This is a genomic window from Bacillus sp. FSL R5-0603 (assembly GCF_038050295.1).
GTDB lineage: Bacteria > Bacillota > Bacilli > Bacillales > Bacillaceae > Bacillus > Bacillus subtilis.
The window spans coordinates 2732646-2754813 of sequence record NZ_JBBOYP010000001.1; the positions used below are offsets into that span (position 1 = coordinate 2732646).

Sequence of the window (22168 nt, forward strand, 5' to 3'; positions counted from 1 at the left end):
CATATCTTTTCCTGTATATTCATTTTCCAGGAAATTCCAATTAAAGTTTTCTCTAAAAAACTCGGATGTTTTCAATTTTGTTTAATTCAAAGAACAGCGGGAATTACAAACCACATGAACGATATCATGCAAATTCATAAAGGAGGAGATTGATATGAAAAGCATAGTTGGTGTATACGAAACTCCGCAGGAAACCATCGCAGCGATTGAAGGCTTACTCACAAAAGGCTATGATTCTGATGACATTTCTGTTGTGACAAGCCGGCGAGATACAGATTATTTGGAGTCACGTACAGGAACAGAAGTCAATCAAGCTATCGATGCACATCAGGGCGAATCTGAATCTTTTTTCGATAAACTGAAAGATTATTTCACAATGGATGATACTGCTACACACAGCAAAGCATTATCCGACTTGGATATTAAAACTGATGAAATAGACAAATATCAAGAAGATTTGGATGACGGAAAACTTCTGGTAGCCGTCGATACAGATGCAGATGTAAATGCTCCTATTGATAACGGCAATGCCCTTTCAGGCGGCTTTTCAAGCACAAATGAATTGGATTATACAACGAAAGAAGAAAAAACGATGCCGCTCCGGGAAGAACAGCTGAAAGTCGATAAGGAAGACGTTCAAACCGGCGAAGTAGAAATAGGAAAAGAAGTGAAAACAGAAAAAAGAGATATGGACATCCCGGTGAGACATGATGAAATTTATGTCGAACGCCGTCCAGTGGATGAAAATAAAACGGACGCTGCTCCCGTCAACGATTCGGAAGAGATCAGAGTTCCAATCGTTGAGGAAAAGCTGGAAGTGACTAAAAAACCGGTTGTCACTGATGAAGTGGTTGTCGGCAAACGCACTGTTGAAGAAAATGAACATATTTCTGAAACTGTGAAAAAAGAAGAACCTCGTCTGAATAAAGAAGGAAAAGTTGACGGCTTGGATGATGATCCGTTAAATAACAAATGAAAATCATAAGATGACAACAAAAAACCTCAAATCCTAAATGGATTTGAGGTTTTTCTTCTGGTACGTCCCAGGAGAGATTCGAACTCCCGACCGACGGCTTAGAAGGCCGTTGCTCTATCCAGCTGAGCTACTGGGACACGTTTTGTTTTTTGTTTTTTGTTTTTCGCTTTAACTATCAGCGACAAGATTTATTATATATGGGATGCAATAATAAGTCAACGGTTTTTTAGAATTTTTTTCATGAGGAAGAAAATTTTCTTCCTCATGACATTTTCATAGTGTGACTCGGTTTTGCAGATCCTCAATTTCATTGCCTGCTTGGTCGTAAAAACGGACTGTCGCAGCATCATTTTCTAATGTCAGTATAGCATAGCTTTCTGTCCTGCGCACCCTCGGAAGCCGGATGCTGCCTGGGTTAATCATCAGTTTGCCCCGCAGCACTTCGCTTCCCGCGATGTGCGAATGCCCGAAGCAGATAATATCCGCTCCGAGCTCCTCTGCACGATAGTATACGTTTAACAAGGTCTGTTTTATACCGTGAAGGTGGCCGTGTGTGACCAGTATTTTTCTTGAGCCGGCAGTCAGAAGAAGCTCGTCCTTAAAATCGCCGGCAAAATCGCAATTGCCTTTTACAACCGCATAAGGCTCCAATGCAGGATGCCTCGTTTCAAGCTCAGAGTCCCCGCAATGAATCATGAGATCAACTTCTGCCTCATGCCGTTTCGCAATGGTTTGGAGTTCTTCTTCAAGCCCATGGCTGTCACTGATAATCAGCACGTTCATGTACAAGCTTCCTCCTTATGCCTCCAAAAGCTTAGACAGCTTTTTAAGCGCGTCAGCCCTATGGCTGATTTTATTTTTTTCATCACTTGTCAGTTCAGCCATTGTCTTATCTTTATCTTTCACGATAAAAATTGGGTCATAGCCAAAGCCATATTCTCCTCTCGGTTCTTCAGCAATATACCCTTCAACATGGCCTTCGACTGTTTTTGTTTCCTCTCCGGGAATACTCACGGCCAGTGCGCAGCGGAAACGGGCGGTGCGCTGTTCTTTTTCGATACCTTTCAGCTCGCTGAGCACTTTTTCGATATTTGCCTGGTCGTCTTTCTGTTCCCCTGCATAGCGGGCTGAATAAACCCCGGGTCTGCCGCCAAGATTATCGATGGATAGACCGGAGTCGTCCGCAATCACCATTTTGTTCACTGCTTTGGCAACAGCTTCCGCTTTCAGAATGGCATTTTCTTCAAATGTATGGCCTGTTTCTTCAATTTCTTCTGTGAATCCAATTTCAGCTAAAGATTTGACATCATAGCCTCTTGGCTCAAGAATTTCTTTGAATTCCTTCACTTTTCCCGGATTATGTGTTGCAATAATTGCTTCTTTCATGATGATCAAGCCTTTCTTGTCTTTATTTCAGTTCTGGCAGAGAATCACCCAGCACTTCTTTTTGCTTGTCAATCAGCTCTTGAATTCCTTTTTCCGCAAGACCCAGAAGACCGTTCAGATCCTCCCTTGAAAAAGTCGCCTCTTCCCCGGTTCCCTGCAGTTCCACAAAACGGCCGCTGCCTGTCATGATGACATTCATGTCAACTTCAGCGGAGGAATCTTCTTCATAATTTAAATCTAACAAAATTCCCTGTTCCTTATCAATTCCAACAGAGATCGCAGCAAGAAAATCAGTGATCGGATTTGTCTTGATTGTTCCTGCTTTGATCAGCTTGCCAATCGCAATCGCCATAGCAAGAAATGCGCCTGTAATGGAAGCTGTTCTAGTTCCTCCATCAGCTTGAATGACATCACAGTCAATCCAAATCGTCCGTTCACCGAGCTTTTCCAGATCTACAACAGCTCGAAGCGCTCGGCCGATCAGGCGTTGGATCTCCATTGTTCTGCCGGAAATTTTCCCCTTAGAAGATTCTCTGATTGTTCTTTGGTTTGTTGCCCGCGGCAGCATGCTGTACTCTGCTGTAATCCAGCCTTTCCCTCCGCCCCGCAAAAACGGCGGTACGCGGTCCTCAACAGACGCGTTGCAGATTACCTTTGTATTCCCTGCTGTTATTAGAACAGAACCTTCCGGATGGCTGATAAAATCCAAATCGAATGTGATTGGACGCAGCTCATCGTGTTGTCTTCCGTCATGTCTCATGTTTTACCTCCGATTGTATGTACATAAACCATTTTTGTCCCGGAATTGAATAAAGAAAGAGGCAGCCGGAACGCTAACCTCTTTCTTTCTAGTATATCAAAAATCCCAATTTAAAAACTACCCGTATTCACTTGAGAAGGTCTGGAGACCGGTTCTGTGAGCTTTTCGCCTTTTTCATTTACAAGCTCTGATTTTCCGTTCACTTTAACAGAGACGCTTTTTACATCCGGCTGCTCCGTTAACGTCAGCACAATGCTGTTCAGCACTTCTGAAGAAATCATTTTCGTCTTCTCATCGGCGCTGCCGAATATAGATTGATTGAAATCCAACGTCACGCGCCCGTCTTTGATTTTCGGTTTGCTGACAAGCTTTACATCTTCACTGAAGTCTGTTAACAGCCCGCTCACCTTGCTTGGACCTTTAGCCAATTCATTGATGGCTGCCGTAACGTCGTCTTTTTCCGAATTGTCGATTCGTTTGGTCACCGGCACGTAGTATTCACTGTCTTCATTTTCCGCCAAATAGTAGACTGTCAGCGGATGGGTAGCAGTGAGATCATTTACACCGGCTGTTTCCAAATTAATGCCGTCTTTGCGGCTTAAATCATCTGAGATCGGCGTCCCTCCTACAGGCATCTCCTTCAGTTCATGCCCGTTTATTCTCAGCTTCACTTTATCTATCGAACTAAATTGCGTCAGCGTCCACGTCACAGATTGAACGATTTTCTGTTCGTCTTCTTTCTTATAATTTTTGAACTCATTAGAGAAATCAGCTATCGCGGTTCCATCTTTTTTGATGTCAACGTTAACGGTGGTGTCAGCCGGCAATACAGCTCTGAAGCCATTCGGAAGAATTTCAGACACAGGCCCGCCCTGTACAAGGTATTCAAGCGCCTGCTTAGCCGTGCTCTCACTTTTAGGGAGAGGCAGCGTTTGCGCAACAACATACCCGTTTTTATCAATGAGATAAAGCTCCCTCATGACAGTAGATGAGGCTTGATCTGCTTTTGCGGTATCGCTTTTTTCACTTTCTGTTTTTTTGGCTGCTGTTGTATTTGAATTGGCACCCGCTTCATCGTTCACGAATGTAACGTCTTGAGGCGGATCAATTTCCTCGGCTGCCTTATCAGATTGAAACAAACCGCATCCGGATAAAAGCAAGGCAGAGGTGAGACAAGTGGCACCAATGACTGCAGGTCCTTTTTTCAGCATACTTTTCCCTCCTAAGGATGTTTGTACTATTATGTATACGAGCCTCTTTAGGAAATAGACCGAAGAATTCCGTCAAAACAGAAAAAAACCCGCAACATTCCGTTGCGGGAAAAACTATCTTTTAATCGGTTCTTGCAGTGAGATACATTCCACATGCCCGACTTCATGGCCAAACCAATCGTCTGCGATTTTCGCAAACTGATCACGCGCCCCTGTTGTCAGGAACTGATGATCCGGGGCAATCGGAGACTGGTTCAGCAGCCCTTTATAAGAGAGAATTGTGCTGACTTCCCGGGCTGTTTCATCGCCGGACGAAATAATGTTTACGTGCTCTCCCATATATCTTTGAATGGCTTCTTTTAAAATAGGGTAATGGGTGCAGCCTAAAATCAGCGAATCAATTGATGTGTCTTTTAACGGATACAGCGAGGTTTTAACAATCTCGTCTGCTGTTTTGTCGAGAAACTTCCCGCTTTCCACAAAAGGCACAAGCAGCGGGCAGGCAAGGTTTTCAACCTTCAGATCAGGATTTAATGCCAAAAGCGCCTCTTCATATGCATTGCTCTTAATCGTATTCTCTGTGCCGATGACACCGATATGCTGATTATCCGTCACTTTTATCGCTGCTCTCGCACCAGGCTGGATCACTCCGACCACCGGTATACCGACGCTTCGCTGGATGTCATCCAATGCGATCGCTGTTGCTGTGTTACAGGCGATCACGAGCATTTTGATGTGGTGGTTTTCGAGTAAATAATTCGTCAGCTCCCACGTATATTGAAGCACCTCTTCTTCAGGGCGCGGCCCATAAGGACACCGTTTCGTATCCCCGACGTAGATAATATTTTCTTTAGGTAGCTGTCTCATGATTTCCTTCGCAACGGTTAAACCGCCAACCCCGGAATCAATGACTCCTATTGGTTGTTCCAACAAAATCGCCTCATTTTCTCTTCATTTCATGCTGCAGTTTCATCAAAGATTTTTCGAAGATGGCTATTTCTTCATCTGTAAACGATTCGAACATATCACGCAGATATTCCTGTCTTTTTGTAATGACCTCTTGGATAATCCGTTCTCCTTCAGGCAGCAGATGTATCCGGACAACACGTCTGTCCGCCGGGTCCTTGACCCGCTCCACAAGCTCATTTTTTTGCATGCGGTCGATTAAGTCCGTTGTCGTGCTGCATGCCAGATACATTTTGCCCGATAATTCACCGATTGTCATATCTCCTAATTCATAAAGCCATTGCAGGCCGACAAATTGCGGCGGCGTAATCGCATATTGGTTAAGGATTTCTCGTCCTTTTTGCTTAATGATCGCGGCAATGTGGCGGAGTGACTTTTCAATATCCGCAACATGCTCCAAAGGTTTTGATGTCATTTGTCCATCCCTCACTCAAGGATCTCTTACGCACAAAAGCGTTCCGTGTCTATTTTCCTTCTTTTTTGAAGAAAATGCAAGACTCGCAGGAGAGAAATAGAGGACTTTAGTCAAACAACATCAAGAAATAAAATTTATTTTATGACTTGCCTACGTTTTGCAAAGCATTCCAAAAATGATTTCGAATGTTTCAAACAAACAGCAATAACCGGCTCCTTCCTAAAAGAAGGAATACCGGCAAGGATTAAAGCTCTAGCTCACCCATTCTAAGAAGCTCAACAACGGCTTGCGAACGCCCTTTCACACCCAATTTCTGCATGGCATTTGAAATATGGTTTCGAACGGTTTTCTCACTGATAAATAGCTCGCTTGCAATCTCCTTTGTTGTCTTATCTTGAACGAGCAATTCGAACACTTCTCTTTCTCTTTTCGTTAGCAGCGGCTTCGATTGAAATTCTTTCTCCTTCAAGTATTGTAACCCTCCTTGCTAAGGTGAGAGCGAATCAGAAACGAATGGGTTTTGATATAGTCGAGATATCATATGTAAGAAGGGCGCAGGAGGTGACGTTTACAAGATAATTAGTTTATCGTGTATGAAGAAGCGTTTCTTTCTCCTCATCCGTCCAGCTGACAGCTTTGCCACTTTCCTTTGAGACTTGAACCATCACGACTGCCCCGGTGAAGCAGGGCTCGCCTTCGAGGTTCTCTCCGAGATAGTGCAAGGTAAGAGATGAACTGCCGACTGCGCTTGTTTTCACATAGATACGCAACTCTTCATAAGGCATGACTTGGCGCAAATAATCGCATTGCTGGCTTGCCACGACTGTCATGGTCTGTTTGTTTTCACTCATCATATTCAGCTTTTTAAAATAAGAAATCCGCGCCTCCTCAAAATATATAAAAGGGGTTACATTATTCATATGCCCAAACATGTCTGTCTCGGAAAATCTTACGGATACCTCATTGAAAAAAGAAAAGGATGTTTTCCATTCTTGAAACGGCATATCAATATAAGCGGGAAGCTTCATCTTTTTTCATCTCCTTATTGTTTAAAAAAACCTCTCCCATGCGGAAGAGGTTTTTTCTTCTTATACTCTGTCGCTTCCGAAGAAATTGCGGAACGCTTGTAAGTTTGTATCTCTATTCAAGGCTGCAATCGAAGTGGTAAGCGGAATCCCCTTCGGACAGGATTGAACACAGTTTTGCGAGTTGCCGCAATCTGCAAGGCCGCCTTCATCCATTAATGCTTCTAATCGTTCAGATTTATTCATGGCGCCTGTCGGATGCGCGTTAAACAGGCGGACTTGCGACATCGGTGCAGGCCCCATGAACTTCGATTTGCTGTTCACATTCGGGCAAGCTTCGAGGCAGACGCCGCATGTCATGCATTTTGATAATTCATATGCCCATTGACGGCGTTTTTCCGGCATTCTCGGTCCCGGTCCTAAATCGTACGTACCGTCAATCGGTATCCACGCTTTAACTTTTTTCAATGAATCAAACATTCTGCTGCGATCAACCTGCAAATCACGAACGACTGGGAATGTTTTCATTGGTTTTAAACGGATCGGCTGTTCAAGCTGGTCAATAAGCGCCGTACAAGACTGGCGGGGTTTTCCGTTTATGACCATTGAACATGCGCCGCATACTTCCTCAAGACAGTTCATATCCCATGTGACAGGGGTTGTCTTCTCACCTTTGACATTAACCGGATTCCGGCGGATTTCCATCAGAGCGGAAATGACGTTCAGATTTGGGCGGTATGGAATCTCAAATTCTTCATCGTAAGGCGTGCTGTCGGCTGTATCTTGACGTGTGATAATAAATCGTATGGTTTTTTGTTCACTCATGATTATTTCGCCACCTTCTTCTTCGAGTAATCCCGTTTCCGAGGCGTTATCAGTGATACATCGACATCCTGATACTCAAATTCCGGCGCTTCATACGGGCTTACATGTTTAGCCATTGTTGTTTTGAGCCATTCGTCATCATTACGTTCAGGATAATCTGGTTTATAATGGGCGCCCCGGCTTTCATTACGGTTGTATGCGCCAAGGGTAATCACCCTCGCAAGCTGAAGCATGTTCGAGAACTGGCGTGTGAACATCGCTCCCTGGTTGCTCCATTTTGTCGTGTCATTGATGTTGATCTTTTTGAAGCGCTCCATTAACTCCTGAATTTTGTCATCCGTTTTCAAAAGCTTGTCATTATGGCGGACAACCGTTACGTTCGCCGTCATCCACTCACCGAGCTCTTTGTGAAGAACATAGGCATTTTCGGTTCCGTCCATACTCATAATATCAGCCCATTTTTCTTCTTCTTTCTTAACGTGAGCGTCGAATAAGGATGAAGACATGTCTTCCGCTGAAGATTCTAAGCCGTTTACATATTTCACCGCATTCGGTCCGGCCACCATGCCTCCGTAAATCGCAGACAGCAGGGAGTTCGCTCCCAAGCGGTTGCCGCCATGCATAGAATAATCACATTCCCCAGCCGCAAACAGTCCAGGGATGTTTGTCATTTGATCGTAATCCACCCATAAACCGCCCATAGAATAATGGACCGCAGGGAAGATTTTCATTGGAAGCTTACGCGGGTCGTCTCCCATGAATTTCTCATAAATCTCAATGATGCCGCCAAGCTTAATATCAAGCTCTTTCGGATCTTTATGAGACAGATCGAGATATACCATGTTTTCACCGTTAATGCCGAGCTTCTGGTTCACACACACATCAAATATTTCGCGTGTCGCAATATCACGCGGCACCAGGTTTCCGTATGCCGGATATTTTTCCTCCAGGAAATACCACGGTTTGCCGTCTTTATATGTCCACACGCGCCCGCCTTCTCCACGCGCTGATTCACTCATCAGTCTTAGTTTGTCATCGCCCGGTATGGCTGTCGGGTGGATTTGAATGAATTCTCCGTTTGCATAATACGCTCCCTGCTGATAAACGATTGATGCAGCAGATCCTGTATTAATCATGGAGTTCGTTGATTTTCCAAAAATGATTCCCGGTCCGCCCGTCGCCATAATGACAGCGTCTGAACGGAAGGATTCAATTTGCATGTTTGTCAGGTTTTGTGCAACAATTCCGCGGCAGGTTCTGTCATCATCTAAAACAGCGCCAAGGAATTCCCAGCCTTCGTATTTTGTGACCAGACCCGCAACTTCGTATCTGCGCACTTGCTCGTCCAGTGCGTAAAGCAGCTGCTGTCCCGTCGTCGCACCAGCATAAGCAGTTCTGTGGTGCTGTGTACCCCCGAATCGGCGGAAATCAAGCAGGCCTTCAGGCGTCCGGTTAAACATGACGCCCATTCGGTCTAATAAGTGGATGATAGAAGGCGCCGCTTCACACATCGCCTTGACCGGCGGCTGGTTGGCAAGAAAGTCTCCCCCGTATACCGTGTCATCAAAATGTTCCCACGGAGAGTCACCTTCCCCTTTTGTATTGACCGCTCCGTTTATGCCGCCTTGCGCACAAACCGAATGAGAACGTTTGACAGGAACGATGGAAAACAGCTTAACCGCCATTCCTGATTCCGCTGCTTTAATTGTCGCCATGAGGCCGGCAAGACCCCCGCCGACTACGATAATGCTTGATTGACTCATGATAGCCCCTCTCCCTCTAGTAATCTAGTACTCTTAAACAAATGCAAAAATCGCTTTTAAGCCTACGTATGACAGTGCAACAAAAATAATCAGCGTAACGTATGTCGAAATTCTTTGAGAACGAGGCGTTACCGTGATGCCCCATGTAACAGCGAAAGACCATAAACCGTTCGAGAAGTGGAAAATTGTTGATAAAACACCGACAATGTAAAAACCAAGCATAGCCGGAGAGCTCAAAATATTCGCCATCATGTCGAAATTGACCTCAGCGCCCATTTGTGCAGCAATGCGGGTTTCCCACACGTGCCAGCTGACGAAAATGAGGGTGATGATACCGGTTACACGCTGCAGGACGAATAGCCAGTTTCTCATGTAGCTGTATTGGCCTGCGTTATTTTTCGCAGTAAACGCTATGTACACACCATAAACTGCATGATAAATTAATGGTAAGAAGATAATAAAAATTTCCAAGGCATACCTGAAAGGCAGACTATCCATAAAATGAGCAGCGCTATTGAATGCTTCAGCGCCCCTTGCGGCAAACTGGTTGACGACTAAATGCTGAATAAGAAAGATGCCGACCGGTATGACGCCAAGCAAGGAATGCAATCTTCGAAAATAAAACTCTCTGTTCCCAGACATTACTTTACCCCCTGTTTGATAAGTGCGAAATGTGCTAAATCTCTTCCCCCACTTCTTTCAATTGTAAGCACTTTATTAAGATTTATTGACAATTTCATTTTACTCCTCCCTCAAAAGGGCGTCAAGAAAACGCGTACATAAATTATAATTTTCCGAATTGATTAGTTGATTGAAAAATTTTATTTTATCAATATATATTTCTTGCTTAATTTTTCATAAGAATTACAGGATCATTCTGTAATCCTCCCCCCTGTTTGAGCTATAATATACGCAGGAGAGAGGGGAGACAGATATGAAGTCTAAATTTGAAGCATCTATTGACAACCTAAAAGAAATTGAAATGAACGCCTATGCCTACGAACTAATACGAGAGATCGTTCTCCCAGATATGCTTGGCCAAGATTACTCTTCCATGATGTATTGGGCAGGAAAACATCTCGCCCGTAAGTTTCCTCTTGAATCATGGGAGGAATTTCCGGCCTTCTTTGAAGAAGCGGGCTGGGGAACCCTCACCAACGTAAGCGCTAAAAAACAGGAGCTTGAATTTGAACTTGAAGGGCCGATCATTTCCAACCGGCTTAAACATCAGAAAGAACCTTGCTTTCAGCTGGAGGCTGGTTTTATCGCTGAACAAATTCAATTGATGAATGATCAGATTGCCGAATCATATGAACAAGTGAAAAAGAGAGCCGATAAAGTGGTTCTGACCGTGAAATGGGATATGAAAGACCCAGTGTAATCAAAAAGGCGGTGACTGCATAGTCCCGCCTTTTTGATTGTCATTACACAGCTGAAGGGTGTTTTGAAAGCTCAAATGCATCGTGAAGCGACTCGACTGCTTTCACCATGTCATTTTCGCTTACGACTGTTGACACTTTGATTTCAGATGTGCTGACCATTTTGATTAAAATGTTTTTTTGCGCCAGTACAGCAAACATTTCAGCCGCTACACCGGGATTTGAGACCATGCCGGATCCAACAATAGATACTTTAGCCAATTTGCTTTCTGTCTCGATTTTCTCAAATTCCAGCGCGTCTTTATACTCTTCAAGCACCGCAACGGTTTGGTCTGCATCTTCTGTTTTGACAGAGAAGGAAATTCCAGTCTTGTCCTCGGCCTGCGTTTGGATAATGATATCCACGTTTATGTTTCTTTTGGCAAGTGTCGTAAAAATAGTAGACAAAGTTGTCAGGCCGCTAGTCAGCCCGTAAATGGTTACTCTTGTGATTTGATCTTCAAATGCAATGCCTCTGACAATTAAATTCTGTTCCATGGAAGATTCCTCCTCAATTAATGTTCCCGCTTCGGTTTCTGTACTTGAACGCACTTCTAACGGCACTTGGTAATTTTTCGCGAACTCAACTGCTCTCGGATGAAGAACACCGGCGCCTAAATTGGCAAGCTCAAGCATTTCATCGTATGAGATGCCCTCAAGTTTTCTCGCTGATTTCACATAGCGCGGATCAGTTGTAAACACGCCTGGCACGTCTGTGTATATGTCACATTTATCAGCTTTTAAAGCGGCAGCCAAAGCAACTGCTGTTGTATCTGAACCGCCCCGGCCCAATGTCGTAATTTCACAATCCTCTGTCATGCCTTGGAATCCTGCAACAATGACAATTTTTCCTTTTTCAAGCTGGTCTGCTAAACCCGAAGTGTCGATATCTGTAATTCTGGCGTTTCCGTGAATGGCCTCCGTACGGATTCCCGCCTGCCAGCCAGTATAAGACACAGCGTCATAGCCTTTTTCCTGCAATGCCATTGAAAGGAGTGAAATCGTGACCTGCTCGCCTGTCGCCAGCAGCATATCCATTTCTCGTTTGCTCGGCTGGTCAGAAATAGCTTTTGCAAGGCTGACCAATTCGTCAGTGGATTTTCCCATTGCTGAAACGACGACAACGACTTGATGGCCTTTCTGTTTTTCTGCAATTGCGCGGTTTGCCGCATTTTGAATTTTTTCGACTGAGCCGACGGAAGTGCCTCCGAATTTTTGTACAATAAGACCCATGTATTACCACCCTTTACATTTTGGTTCGTGCGGGTGAGGAGAAAGAGCGCTTTGTCCACAATAAAAAAAGCAATGAGAGGAATATTCTCATTGCTTATCAATTAATCATCATAAATGATTATGAACAACGAGATAGCCCTCCAAGAAAATGATTTCTTGACAGCCTTACATTTATTCAATGCACGGCCAGCAAATAATACCGATGGGGTTTTATTTGCTTCGGCGACGCTCCCCTTTCAGCCTTTTTCACAGAATCCATCTTTCTCCAAAGGCATACTCTTGAAGTTCGCACCTCTATCTTCACCATATAACACGATCTAACTATGAAATTAGTTCACATTTTATCAGATCTTATTTAAAAGGACAACATTATTTTTGCAATTTGTCGTAAAGGAGCTGAGCCGCCGCTGTGGGAACACCGGCTTTTTTGATGTCCTCAAGGCTTGCTTCCTTCATTTTTTTAACGGAACCGAAATGCTTTAACAGCATTTTCTTTCTTTTCTCTCCGATACCCGGGATGTCGTCCAAAACGGATTGAAACGCGCTTTTCCCGCGGATTTGCCTGTGAAAACTGATTGCAAAACGGTGCACCTCGTCCTGAATGCGCTGCAGGAGGTAAAATTCCTGGCTGTTTCGTTCCAGATACACCACCTCCAGCGGCTCACCGATCAGTAAATTTGAGGTTCTGTGTTTTTCATCTTTCGCTAAACCGGCGATCGGGATATCCAAGCCGAGTTCATTTTCAATGACATCCCTTGCTGCGTTGATCTGCCCTTTTCCTCCGTCAATGATAATCAGATCGGGCAGCGGCAGATTCTCACGAAGCACTCTCGTATAGCGTCTTCTGACAACCTCTCTCATAGAACCGTAATCATCCGGCCCTGTAACGGTTTTGATTTTATATTTGCGGTATTCCTTTTTGTATGGTTTGCCGTCGATAAACACAATCATCGCGGAAACCGGGTTTGTCCCCTGTATGTTTGAGTTATCAAACGCTTCAATTCTGTGCGGCGTATAAATATTTAATGCCTCACCTAGTTTCTGCACAGCCCCGATTGAACGCTCCTCGTCCCGTTCGATTAAAGAGAATTTTTCTTTCAATGCGATTTTCGCATTTTTATGGGCAAGCATGAGCAGTTCTTTTTTCGGGCCTTTTTTCGGCTGGTGAACGTTTGTTTCCAGCAGCTGCTCGATCATGGATTGATCTACGCTGTCCGGAACTAAAATCTCCTTCGGAAGGAAGTGGTTGTTTTTTGAATAGAACTGCCCGATGAACGTGAGGAACTCTTCATCTGCCTCCTGATAAAGCGGGAACATGCTGACATCGCGTTCAATGAGCTTTCCTTGGCGGATGAAAAAGACCTGCACGCACATCCAGCCCTTATCGTACGCGTACGCGAATACATCACGGTCGACTAGATCGTTCATCGTCATTTTTTGTTTTTCCATTGTTGATTCAATATGGGCAATTTGGTCACGAAGCTCTTTTGCTCGTTCAAACTCAAGATTCTCAGCAGCTTCATGCATTTTCTCTTCAAGCTCTTTTTTGACCTCATTATAGCCGCCCCTTAAGAAACGTGTAATGCTTTCAACCAGCTCTCTGTTCGTCTCTTCGGAAATATCCTTTACACACGGAGCGAGGCATTGGCCCAGATGATAGTAAAGGCACACTCTGTCCGGGAGCTTGGAGCATTTTCTGAGAGGATACAGACGGTCGAGCAGTTTTTTTGTTTCCCTTGCTGCCTGTACATTCGGATACGGCCCGAAATAGCGCCCTTTGTCTTTTTTGACATTGCGGGTGACAATCAGCCTTGGGTGGCGTTCATGGGTGAGTTTTATGAAAGGATAGGTTTTGTCGTCTTTGAGCATGACGTTGTATTTCGGATCATGCTTTTTGATCAGATTCATTTCTAAAATAAGCGCTTCAAGATTGGAGGACGTCACGATATATTCAAAATCCTCGATTTCCGTCACAAGCCTTTGGGTTTTCGCGTCGTGAGAACCGGTGAAGTAGGAGCGCACTCTGTTTTTCAGCACTTTTGCTTTCCCTACGTAGATCACAGTCTGCTGCCGGTCCTTCATGAGATAACAACCCGGTTGATCGGGAAGGAGGGCGAGTTTTTCTTTCAGTTGTTTGTTCATATGGTACCCTTCCTTATATTTAATCCTTTATTTCCAGTTTAACACGAACGTTTGTTTTTCTCTATGGTTCACAATTGGCGAATAAAAAAAGCGATCCCTCAATCGGAATCGCTCTGGCATCTAAGCAGCGGAAAATTAAAGATGTTTGTTTACAAGCTCTTGAAGCGCTTCTTTTGGTTTGAAGCCGACTGAAGTTTCAACTACTTCGCCGTCTTTTAACACAAGAAGAGTCGGGATGCTCATAACACCGTATTTTCCGGCAGTTTCTTGGTTTTCGTCTACATCGATTTTTACGATTTTCAGTTTGTCTCCCATTTCTTGATCCAATTCTTCAAGAACAGGTGCAATCATTTTACAAGGTCCGCACCAAGGAGCCCAGAAGTCTGCCAGTACGACGCCTTCGCTTGTTTCAGCTGAGAAAGATTGATCAGTTGCTTTTACGATAGCCATTATTGAATTCCTCCAATGTGAAATGATGATTTTTAGTATAGCATCTCCCATTCGTTCACGCTATTTTAATGCTTACAAATTATTTTTTCCTGATCACAGCCGGTTTACTCATTTTTATATGATTGAATGGGATATGCTCTTTTTTTAAAACACAAATCTGATAATGGCCCCGATCACTACAATTGCCCCAATAATCATTAAAATGGTACGAAGCATAAGATCACATCTCCTCTTCACTGTCATGTACTTTACCATGCCCTGCCGGAGCTGTTTTAAAACCTGAAAAAGAGCGCCGGCATGAAGCTCCGGCGCTCTTGCGCGATTAAGAATCGGCACGCAGCGTAAGTAAGACGACTGACATTGGCGGGAGTTTTACTTTCAGTTTGTTTTTGCTGAGCGTGTATTGTCTGAAGGATTCCGGTTTGACATGATGAGGATCGTCAAACGTGTTATGCGCATTCATTTTTTCTGCCGTGAGAATGACTCCGGAATGGTCCGCTGCCTTGTGTAGGCCCCTCAGCTCGATTTCCGCCTCCGCTTTGTTTTGGTGATCGATGTTGCAAATAGTGATATTGATATCGCCTTCAGCTTGTTTCGACGCTGAAATGCTGATTTGCGGAAGCGTTTCACCCTTCCATTCATAGTCGGCAGACATTGTCTCTGTTGCTAAAAGAGAAGCGTCCTGGTGCACCTTAAACATATTGAATACATGGTACGTCGGTGTCAAAAGCATCCGCTCGCCCTCAGTCAAAATCATCGCTTGTAGAACGTTTACTGTTTGGGCGATGTTGGCCATTTGCACCCGGCGGCAATGCTGATGGAAAATGTGGAAATGAGAAGCCGCCACCAGTGCATCACGAATGGTGTTTTGCTGATATAAGAAACCGGGATTCGTGCCTGGCTCGGGATCAAACCAAGTGCCCCATTCATCAATAATCAGCCCGACCCGCTGCTCCGGATCGTACCGGTCCATAATCGTGCCGTGTTTTTGAATCAATTCATCGATGTATTTGGCTTTTTTCATCGTAATAAACCACTCATCTTCCGTGAATTCTGTGGCTGATCCTTTGCCCTTCCAGAAATCCCCCGGAATCGTGTAATAATGAAGACTCAACCCGTCCATCAGGCCAGCGGCTTTTTTCATAAGCACGTCCGTCCAATTAAAATCATCCACATTTGCGCCGCCTGCAATTTTATAAATTTCATTCCCGCTGTAATTGCGGACATAAGTCTGAAAACGCCGGTACAGATCTGCGTAGTATTCGGGATGCATGTTGCCGCCACAGCCCCAGTTTTCATTGCCCACGCCGAAATATTTCAGCTTCCAAGGCTCTTCTCTTCCATTTTGTTTTCTCCAGTCTGACATCGGCGTGCCTTCTTCAAATGTCATATACTCAATCCACTCCGCCATTTCCTGAACGGTTCCGCTTCCGACATTGCCGCAAATATATGGCTCGCATTCAAGCAGCTCGCAAAGCATCATAAATTCATGCGTTCCGAATTCATTTGATTCAATTGTACCGCCCCAGTGAGTGTTCAGCATTGTCTTACGGTCACCGACACCGTTTGCCCAATGGTATTCGTCCGCAAAACACCCGCCCGGCCACCTGAGGACAGGAATGTGCAGTTGTTTGAGCGCCTCCAGCACGTCCTTTCGTATCCCGTTGATATTGGGGATGTCTGAGTCCGTTCCGACCCAGATCCCCTCATAAATCCCTCTTCCTAAATGCTCAGCAAAATGACCGTATATATTTTTGTTAATGGTTCCTTTTACGATATCTGTTTGAATCACTGCTTGATGTTCAGACATGCCTCTGATCATTCCTTTCATACGGATATGAAAAGCACCACAGTCAAATATGTAATCTGTCTTTCGCCTGAGGAGTCAGCATGAATGTAAGCGCTTTTAAAGTAACCATATTATATATGTTCGTACATGTCAACGACATTTTCTATTGTTTTTATATTTGTACGTATGTATTTATAAATATGAAAAAATCCCGAACTTTTAAAGTCCGGGATTTCCTTTATGAGTGTATATTCAATTGTTTGAATTCCTCAGTTAATAACGGGACAACTTCAAATAAATCACCGACGATGCCGTAATCCGCTATTTTAAAGATATCGGCTTCGGGGTCTTTATTGATGGCGACGATCACCTTGCTGTTTGACATGCCAGCCAAATGCTGGATGGCGCCGGAAATGCCGCATGCAATGTACAAATCCGGAGTGACGACTTTCCCGGTCTGTCCGATTTGGAGAGCGTAATCGCAATAATCAGCATCACATGCCCCGCGAGAAGCCCCGACTGCGGCCCCTAGCACCTCTGCTAGCTCCTGCAGCGGCTGAAATCCTTCCTTGCTTTTGACTCCTCGGCCGCCCGCAACGATAATTTTCGCTTCGGAGAGATCAACACCGTCCGCCGTTTTTTTCACGACGTCTTGAATCACGGTGCGAAGGTCAGTAAGAGAGACATTCATGCTTTCGATGCTTCCCGATCTGCTGGTGTCTTTTTCTGAAGCTTGAATGTTATTGGGGCGAATTGTTGCAAAGATCATCGGATCGGTTGAAATGACGCGTTCAAAAGCTTTCCCCGAGTAAATCGGCCGTGTGAACACAACATTCCCTCCGGTAACGCTTACATCTATAGCATCAGAAATTAAGCCTGTTTGCAGCCGGGCAGCAAGCTTCGGTGAAAGATCCTTGCCCATTGCCGTATGCCCGAATATGACTGAATCAGGATTTTCTTGCTCGATAACACCTCTCATGACCTGGCTGTAACCGTCTGCCGTGTATGTTTTCAGCTTCGGGTCCTCAGCGGTAAGAACTTTATCTGCTCCGTAATGAATAAGCTCTTGTGCAATGCTTTGTACATTTTCACCGATGAGAACACCGATGACTTCTCCATCTCCTGAAATGGTTCTTCCTGCAGCTATTGCTTCAAAGGTGACATTCCGCAATTCCCCATCGCGTATTTCTCCAAGCACGATCACTTTTTTTCCCATTCTAACATCCCCCTGTTTCTTTGAATGTCCAAGCTTTAAATGACTTTAGCTTCGCTGCGGAGCAATGAGACAAGCTCTTTTGCCTGTTCAGCAGGCTCACCTTGGAGAAGCTTCCCGGCTTCTTTTTTCGGCGGCAGAAAACGCTCAATGGTTTTCAGCTTTGGTTCAGCATCCTCTTCGTCCAGGTCAAGATCATCAAGTTCAAGCTCTTCAAGCGGCTTTTTCTTAGCCTTCATAATTCCCGGAAGCGATGGATAGCGCGGCTCGTTTAAGCCCTGCTGAGCTGTGACAAGCAATGGGAGCGTCGTTTTGATTTTTTCAACATCCCCTTCGACGTCCCTTTCTGCTTCTGCATCAGTGCCGTTGATTTCGAGTTTGGTGATCGTAGTGATACACGGAATGTCCATTAGCTCGGCAAGCCGAGGCGCCACTTGTCCTGATCCTCCGTCAATGGCAACATTTCCGCCGAGAATCAAATCAAACTCCTGATCCTTCATATAGTGGTATAAAACTTGAGAAATGGAATATTGGTCGGGTTCTTCGAGATCATCTTCTATGTTGATTAAAACAGCTTGGTCACAACCCATGGCAAGCGCCGTACGCAATTCTTTCTCCGCTTCTTCACCGCCGACCGTGACGGCGGTGATCGTGCCGCCATGCTTTTCCTTCAGCTGGATGGCTTCTTCTATCGCGTACTCATCATATGGATTAATGATCCATTCCGCTCCGTCATCCTGAATCTTTCCTGTTTCAATGACGATTTTTTCTTCTGTGTCAAACGTCCGTTTCATCAGTACAAATAGATTCATGATCATATCCCCTTTTATTCGCCTTTGAACTGAGGCTTTCTTTTTTCGAGAAATGCCTGGATGCCTTCCTTGGCGTCCTCTGACTCAAATGCTTCCCCAAATCGCTTTGCTTCAAGCTTTAAGCTGCCTTCATAGGAATACACCTTGTTGGAATAAAGAAGCTCAAGCAAAGATGCCAGCGTTTGCGGGCTTTTCTCTGCAAACTTAGCGGCAAGTGCCTTTGCTTTTTCAATCACTTCTGCCTCATCTTTCGCTCCAATTGAGACAAGTCCGAGATCAAGCGCTTCTTTTCCGGATATCGGTTCTCCTGATCCGATGAGCTCTAATGCTTTGGCTGTACCGACATATCTCGGAAGGCGCTGTGTCCCCGCAAAACCTGGAATGATACCGAGATTAAGCTCCGGAAGCCCCAGCTTAGCATCTTCTGTTGCAATTCTGATATGACAGGCCATCGCAAGCTCCAGCCCGCCTCCGAGAGCAGCGCCGTGAATCGCTGCGATAATCGGTTTTGGAAAGCTTTCGATTCTCTCCATTAACTGCTGGCCGCGCTCAGCGAGCAATGAGGAATCCTCATTGCCTTTAAGCGATGTAAATTCTTTAATATCAGCGCCGGCTGAGAAAAATCTTCCCTCGCCGTGAATGATAATGCTTCGTACGCCTGCATCTGTCTCACATTGATCAAGACAGGAAGACAGCTCTTCTAATATCCGGCTGGAAAGCGCATTTGCCGGCGGATTGTGAATCGCCAAAACTGCCACAAATTGATCAACTGCCAGTGATATTGCATTCATAGGACAGAACTCCTTTACTTATTATGAATTCCGGACACCAATAATTCTAAAACGCTGTCTGAAAGCGCAGCGAGATCGTACTTTTGGTCATTCATCACCCATGTTGTCACGGTTTCGTCAATCGTTCCAAAAATCATCTGCCGGGCGAGGCGGACGTCGAGGCCTTCTTTTAATTCGCCTGATTGTATACCTTCGGTCAAAATGCCATCCAAAATATTCAAGTAGCCTTTTAATATTTCGTTGATTTTTTGGCGCAGCTCCAAGTTGGATTGGCGGAGCTCAAGCTGCGTGACAATTGCGAGATTATGGTCACCTGCTAAAAGGGAAAAATGCTTTGAAATCACAAGCGCCAATTTCTCTTTCGCTGTTGCTTTTTCTTTAATGTCCTCTTCCATCCGCTCAATAAATTGACCCATTTTTTCTTTGAAAAGAGAAATTAAAATATCTTCTTTGTTTTTAAAATAGAGATAGATGGTGCCGTCCGCTACCCCGGCTTGTTTGGCAATTTTGGATACCTGTGACTGGTGGTAGCCGTTTTCTGCAATGACTTCTACTGCTGCATCAATAATCTGCATATACTTTGGCCGTTTTTGCTTCAATGTTCATCGTTCCTTCCTATAGAAATGAATGACTATTCATTCATAATTTTATGATAAGAAGGATTTTCAGGTTTGTCAAGTTTATTCATAGACGTTCTCTTTTTTTATTTGATATGATGATTTTCGGTTCCTTCTTCAAGTAAACGCCTTCTTAAAATTTTTCCCACCGCCGTTTTCGGCAGCTCTTTTCTGAACTCATAGGCTTTGGGCACCTTATAGGGAGCTAGTCGAGATCTCGCAAAGGCATCCAGTTCTTCTGCATCGGCTTTTGCGCCTTTCTTTAATACGACAAATGCTTTTACTGTTTCTCCCCTGTAGGAATCGGGAACGCCTGCGACAACAATTTCCTGGATGGCTTCATGTTCATAAAGCGCTTCTTCTACCTCACGCGGGTAAATATTGTAACCGCCGGCAATGATGATATCCTTCTTCCTGTCAGCAATATAGAAAAAGCCTTCTTCATCCATATAGCCCATGTCCCCGGTGAACAGCCAGCCATCTCTCAGCACTGCGGCGGTTTCCTCTGGTTTATTCCAGTATCCTTTCATGACTTGCGGACCTTTTACAATGATTTCTCCATGCTCATACGGAGCGGCAAGCTCACCCGTCTCTTCAGAATAGATCGCAGCGTCCGTACTCGGCCAAGGACAACCGATACTGCCCGGCTTGTTTTTTCCCCAGATAAAATTGGCGTGCGTCACTGGGGATGCCTCAGACAAACCATAGCCTTCCACAAGCTTTCCGCCAGTCACCTTTTCAAATTTCTGCTTTACCTCCACGGGGAGCGCGGCTGATCCGCTAAGACAGCTTTTAATGGATGACAGATCATAATGCTGCAATTCGGGGTGATGCAAAAGGCCAATGTAAATTGTCGGTGCGCCAGGAAAGAGCGTCGGTTTGTGTTTGTCGATGATTTTAAGTGTTTCGAGCGGATCAAACTTAGGAAGAAGAATCATTTCGAAGCCTAGTTTAATCGAATAGTTCATGACTGCCGTCAGTCCATAGACATGAAAAAACGGGACGATGCCCAGCACTTTTTCAGCGCCTTCTTTCACGTCATACATCCAAGCGGCGCACATTTCAGTATTTGCCAAAATATTTTGGTGCGTGAGCATGACCCCTTTTGGAGCTCCGGTTGTTCCTCCGGTATACTGGAGGACAGCGATATCATGCTCAGGATCGATCTTCGGGATTGTCAGGAGTTCAGTTTTTTCCTGCTTCATACTGGAAGCGAACGTGTGAATGTTAGCTGTTTTGTCAAAGTCGATATGCACTTTTTGTTTTTGCGTCAGCGGGTAAAGAATATTCTTCGGAAAAGGCAAATAGTCTTTTACGCTGGTTATCAAAATCTGGTCAACTGTTGATAACGTTTTCATTTTTATTGCCTTCGGGAAAAGCAAATCTAAGGTGATGATTACACTTACCTGAGCATCTCTAAGCTGGTATTCAAGCTCATGCTCGGTATAAAGCGGATTCGTCTGCACCACGATGCCACCGGCAAACAAGACGCCATAATAAGAAATCACTGTTTGCGGGCAATTGGGCAGCATAACAGCCACTCTGTCTCCTTTTTGCAGGCCATTGACCTGCAAAAAAGCTGCAAGTTTAAGAGCATCCGTCAGAATGTCATGAAAGGTGAGTTTTTTTCCATAAAACGATATTGCGGTTTTATCAGGGAATCGTGCGGCGGAGTCTGTCAGGATGGATTGCAGGGTTTTATTCGGCAACGGAAGCTCATGCGGGATATCGTTGGGATACTCGGCAAGCCACGGCTTTTGAGACTGCATAAAACCTCCCCTTTCGATTTTAGAGATCCACCTTATCATTATAGCAGATGGACGGCAAAAAAAAGAAAAAGAAAGGTAAATCTTTCTTTTTCTCATAATATGAACAGATATATAAGACCAATTAACAAAAAGATTCCCGCCGCGGCGAGCAGTATTTTCGCAAGCTTTTCCATTTATTCTCCGTCCCCTTAGATTCCGGCTGCCACCACAAAAGAAAGCCCGACAGAAATGACAAATGAAATAAAGCCGACAGCCCGGTTATCATTTTCGATTTCCTGATCAATTTTAAACCGCGGAGTCAAAAACTCAAAAATAAAGTAGCTGATCAGAAGCATAACAAACCCGTAAACGCCCCAGCCGATCATTTGCAGCAGCGAATTATGCTGGGAGATGGAATGCTGAAATACGTTTGCGATTCCCAAAATTTTTCCGCCGGTCGCCATTGCCACCGCAAGATTTCCTTTTTGAATCTCTTCCCAGTTTTTATAAGCCGTTACCAGCTCAAACACAGTCAAAAAGAGGACGAGGCAGAGAACCGCGACACTGTAATATGCCGCGATTTCCACAAGCTCGTTTTCCCAAAAATCACTCATGGCCATACTCCCTT

The 22168-nt window shown here is 44.7% G+C and carries 23 protein-coding genes, 1 tRNA gene and 1 riboswitch; of the genes, 2 read left to right on the plus strand and 22 right to left on the minus strand.

The features are described from left to right. Positions 1–154: 154 nt before the first annotated feature. Positions 155–976, plus strand: a complete 822-nt coding sequence (locus NYE56_RS14145) for a YsnF/AvaK domain-containing protein (protein WP_217003025.1) — start codon at positions 155–157, stop codon at positions 974–976. 63 nt (positions 977–1039) lie between these two features. Here NYE56_RS14145 and NYE56_RS14150 read toward each other — a convergent pair. From NYE56_RS14150 to sdhC, 12 genes are all read right to left on the minus strand, one after another. Continuing rightward, positions 1040–1113: transfer RNA gene (locus tag NYE56_RS14150), tRNA-Arg, on the minus strand. A 136-nt stretch (positions 1114–1249) separates the two neighbouring features. Then, entirely contained in the window at positions 1250–1759 is a 510-nt protein-coding gene (locus tag NYE56_RS14155; protein WP_015384295.1) for a metallophosphoesterase, read from the minus strand. A gap of 15 nt (positions 1760–1774) precedes the next feature. Then, entirely contained in the window at positions 1775–2371 is a 597-nt protein-coding gene (locus NYE56_RS14160) for an XTP/dITP diphosphatase (RefSeq protein ID WP_015251523.1), read from the minus strand. Between the two features lie 13 nt (positions 2372–2384). After that, on the minus strand, positions 2385–3122 hold the full coding sequence (gene rph, locus NYE56_RS14165; RefSeq protein ID WP_003246039.1) for a ribonuclease PH: 738 nt from the start codon (positions 3120–3122) through the stop codon (positions 2385–2387). A 110-nt stretch (positions 3123–3232) separates the two neighbouring features. Then, entirely contained in the window at positions 3233–4333 is a 1101-nt protein-coding gene (gene gerM, locus NYE56_RS14170) for a spore germination protein GerM (protein WP_046160712.1), read from the minus strand. A 114-nt stretch (positions 4334–4447) separates the two neighbouring features. Then, positions 4448–5266, minus strand: coding sequence for a glutamate racemase (gene racE, locus NYE56_RS14175; protein ID WP_010886589.1), 819 nt, complete (start codon positions 5264–5266; stop codon positions 4448–4450). A gap of 7 nt (positions 5267–5273) precedes the next feature. Further along, positions 5274–5714, minus strand: a complete 441-nt coding sequence (locus tag NYE56_RS14180) for a MarR family winged helix-turn-helix transcriptional regulator (protein ID WP_003229573.1) — start codon at positions 5712–5714, stop codon at positions 5274–5276. A 244-nt stretch (positions 5715–5958) separates the two neighbouring features. Then, positions 5959–6183, minus strand: coding sequence for a spore germination transcription factor GerE (gerE, locus tag NYE56_RS14185; protein WP_003184172.1), 225 nt, complete (start codon positions 6181–6183; stop codon positions 5959–5961). Between the two features lie 115 nt (positions 6184–6298). Next, on the minus strand, positions 6299–6742 hold the full coding sequence (locus NYE56_RS14190; protein WP_015251520.1) for an acyl-CoA thioesterase: 444 nt from the start codon (positions 6740–6742) through the stop codon (positions 6299–6301). 60 nt (positions 6743–6802) lie between these two features. Then, positions 6803–7564: a succinate dehydrogenase iron-sulfur subunit gene (sdhB, locus tag NYE56_RS14195; protein WP_003229569.1), complete on the minus strand. Its 762-nt coding sequence runs from the start codon at positions 7562–7564 to the stop codon at positions 6803–6805. 2 nt (positions 7565–7566) lie between these two features. Then, the gene (gene sdhA, locus NYE56_RS14200) at positions 7567–9327 is read right to left on the minus strand and encodes a succinate dehydrogenase flavoprotein subunit (protein WP_003229567.1); all 1761 of its coding nucleotides are present in this window, start codon (positions 9325–9327) and stop codon (positions 7567–7569) included. A 33-nt stretch (positions 9328–9360) separates the two neighbouring features. Next, complete coding sequence (gene sdhC / locus NYE56_RS14205) at positions 9361–9969, minus strand: succinate dehydrogenase cytochrome B558 (protein WP_003222512.1); 609 nt, start codon at positions 9967–9969, stop codon at positions 9361–9363. A gap of 292 nt (positions 9970–10261) precedes the next feature. Between sdhC and NYE56_RS14210 the strand changes: the two genes are divergently transcribed. Then, positions 10262–10708: a YslB family protein gene (locus NYE56_RS14210; protein ID WP_003222508.1), complete on the plus strand. Its 447-nt coding sequence runs from the start codon at positions 10262–10264 to the stop codon at positions 10706–10708. A 43-nt stretch (positions 10709–10751) separates the two neighbouring features. Here the strand turns inward: NYE56_RS14210 and NYE56_RS14215 are convergent, their stop codons facing one another. From NYE56_RS14215 to NYE56_RS14260, 10 genes are all read right to left on the minus strand, one after another. Next, positions 10752–11978, minus strand: coding sequence for an aspartate kinase (locus NYE56_RS14215; RefSeq protein WP_123372948.1), 1227 nt, complete (start codon positions 11976–11978; stop codon positions 10752–10754). 125 nt (positions 11979–12103) lie between these two features. Next, positions 12104–12283: riboswitch (Lysine riboswitch) on the minus strand. Positions 12284–12347: 64 nt separating this feature from the next. Then, positions 12348–14120 (minus strand): excinuclease ABC subunit UvrC, encoded by a 1773-nt coding sequence (uvrC, locus tag NYE56_RS14220; RefSeq protein WP_123372947.1) that lies wholly within the window; start codon positions 14118–14120, stop codon positions 12348–12350. A 135-nt stretch (positions 14121–14255) separates the two neighbouring features. Continuing rightward, the gene (gene trxA / locus NYE56_RS14225; protein WP_003222500.1) at positions 14256–14570 is read right to left on the minus strand and encodes a thioredoxin; all 315 of its coding nucleotides are present in this window, start codon (positions 14568–14570) and stop codon (positions 14256–14258) included. A gap of 322 nt (positions 14571–14892) precedes the next feature. Further along, a complete protein-coding gene (gene abfB / locus NYE56_RS14230) occupies positions 14893–16380 on the minus strand; it encodes an alpha-L-arabinofuranosidase AbfB (protein WP_341284002.1) in 1488 nt (495 codons plus the stop codon). Between the two features lie 217 nt (positions 16381–16597). Then, complete coding sequence (etfA, locus tag NYE56_RS14235; protein WP_268555700.1) at positions 16598–17575, minus strand: electron transfer flavoprotein subunit alpha; 978 nt, start codon at positions 17573–17575, stop codon at positions 16598–16600. 35 nt (positions 17576–17610) lie between these two features. Beyond that, entirely contained in the window at positions 17611–18384 is a 774-nt protein-coding gene (gene etfB / locus NYE56_RS14240) for an electron transfer flavoprotein subunit beta (protein ID WP_341284003.1), read from the minus strand. Positions 18385–18398: 14 nt separating this feature from the next. Beyond that, positions 18399–19175 (minus strand): enoyl-CoA hydratase, encoded by a 777-nt coding sequence (locus NYE56_RS14245; protein ID WP_041851066.1) that lies wholly within the window; start codon positions 19173–19175, stop codon positions 18399–18401. Between the two features lie 14 nt (positions 19176–19189). Continuing rightward, the gene (gene fadR / locus NYE56_RS14250) at positions 19190–19774 is read right to left on the minus strand and encodes a fatty acid metabolism transcriptional regulator FadR (RefSeq protein ID WP_014477593.1); all 585 of its coding nucleotides are present in this window, start codon (positions 19772–19774) and stop codon (positions 19190–19192) included. A gap of 104 nt (positions 19775–19878) precedes the next feature. Further along, positions 19879–21561, minus strand: coding sequence for a long-chain-fatty-acid--CoA ligase LcfA (lcfA, locus tag NYE56_RS14255; protein ID WP_341284004.1), 1683 nt, complete (start codon positions 21559–21561; stop codon positions 19879–19881). 188 nt (positions 21562–21749) lie between these two features. After that, on the minus strand, positions 21750–22154 hold the full coding sequence (locus NYE56_RS14260; protein ID WP_003237674.1) for a DUF350 domain-containing protein: 405 nt from the start codon (positions 22152–22154) through the stop codon (positions 21750–21752). Positions 22155–22168: the final 14 nt, after the last annotated feature.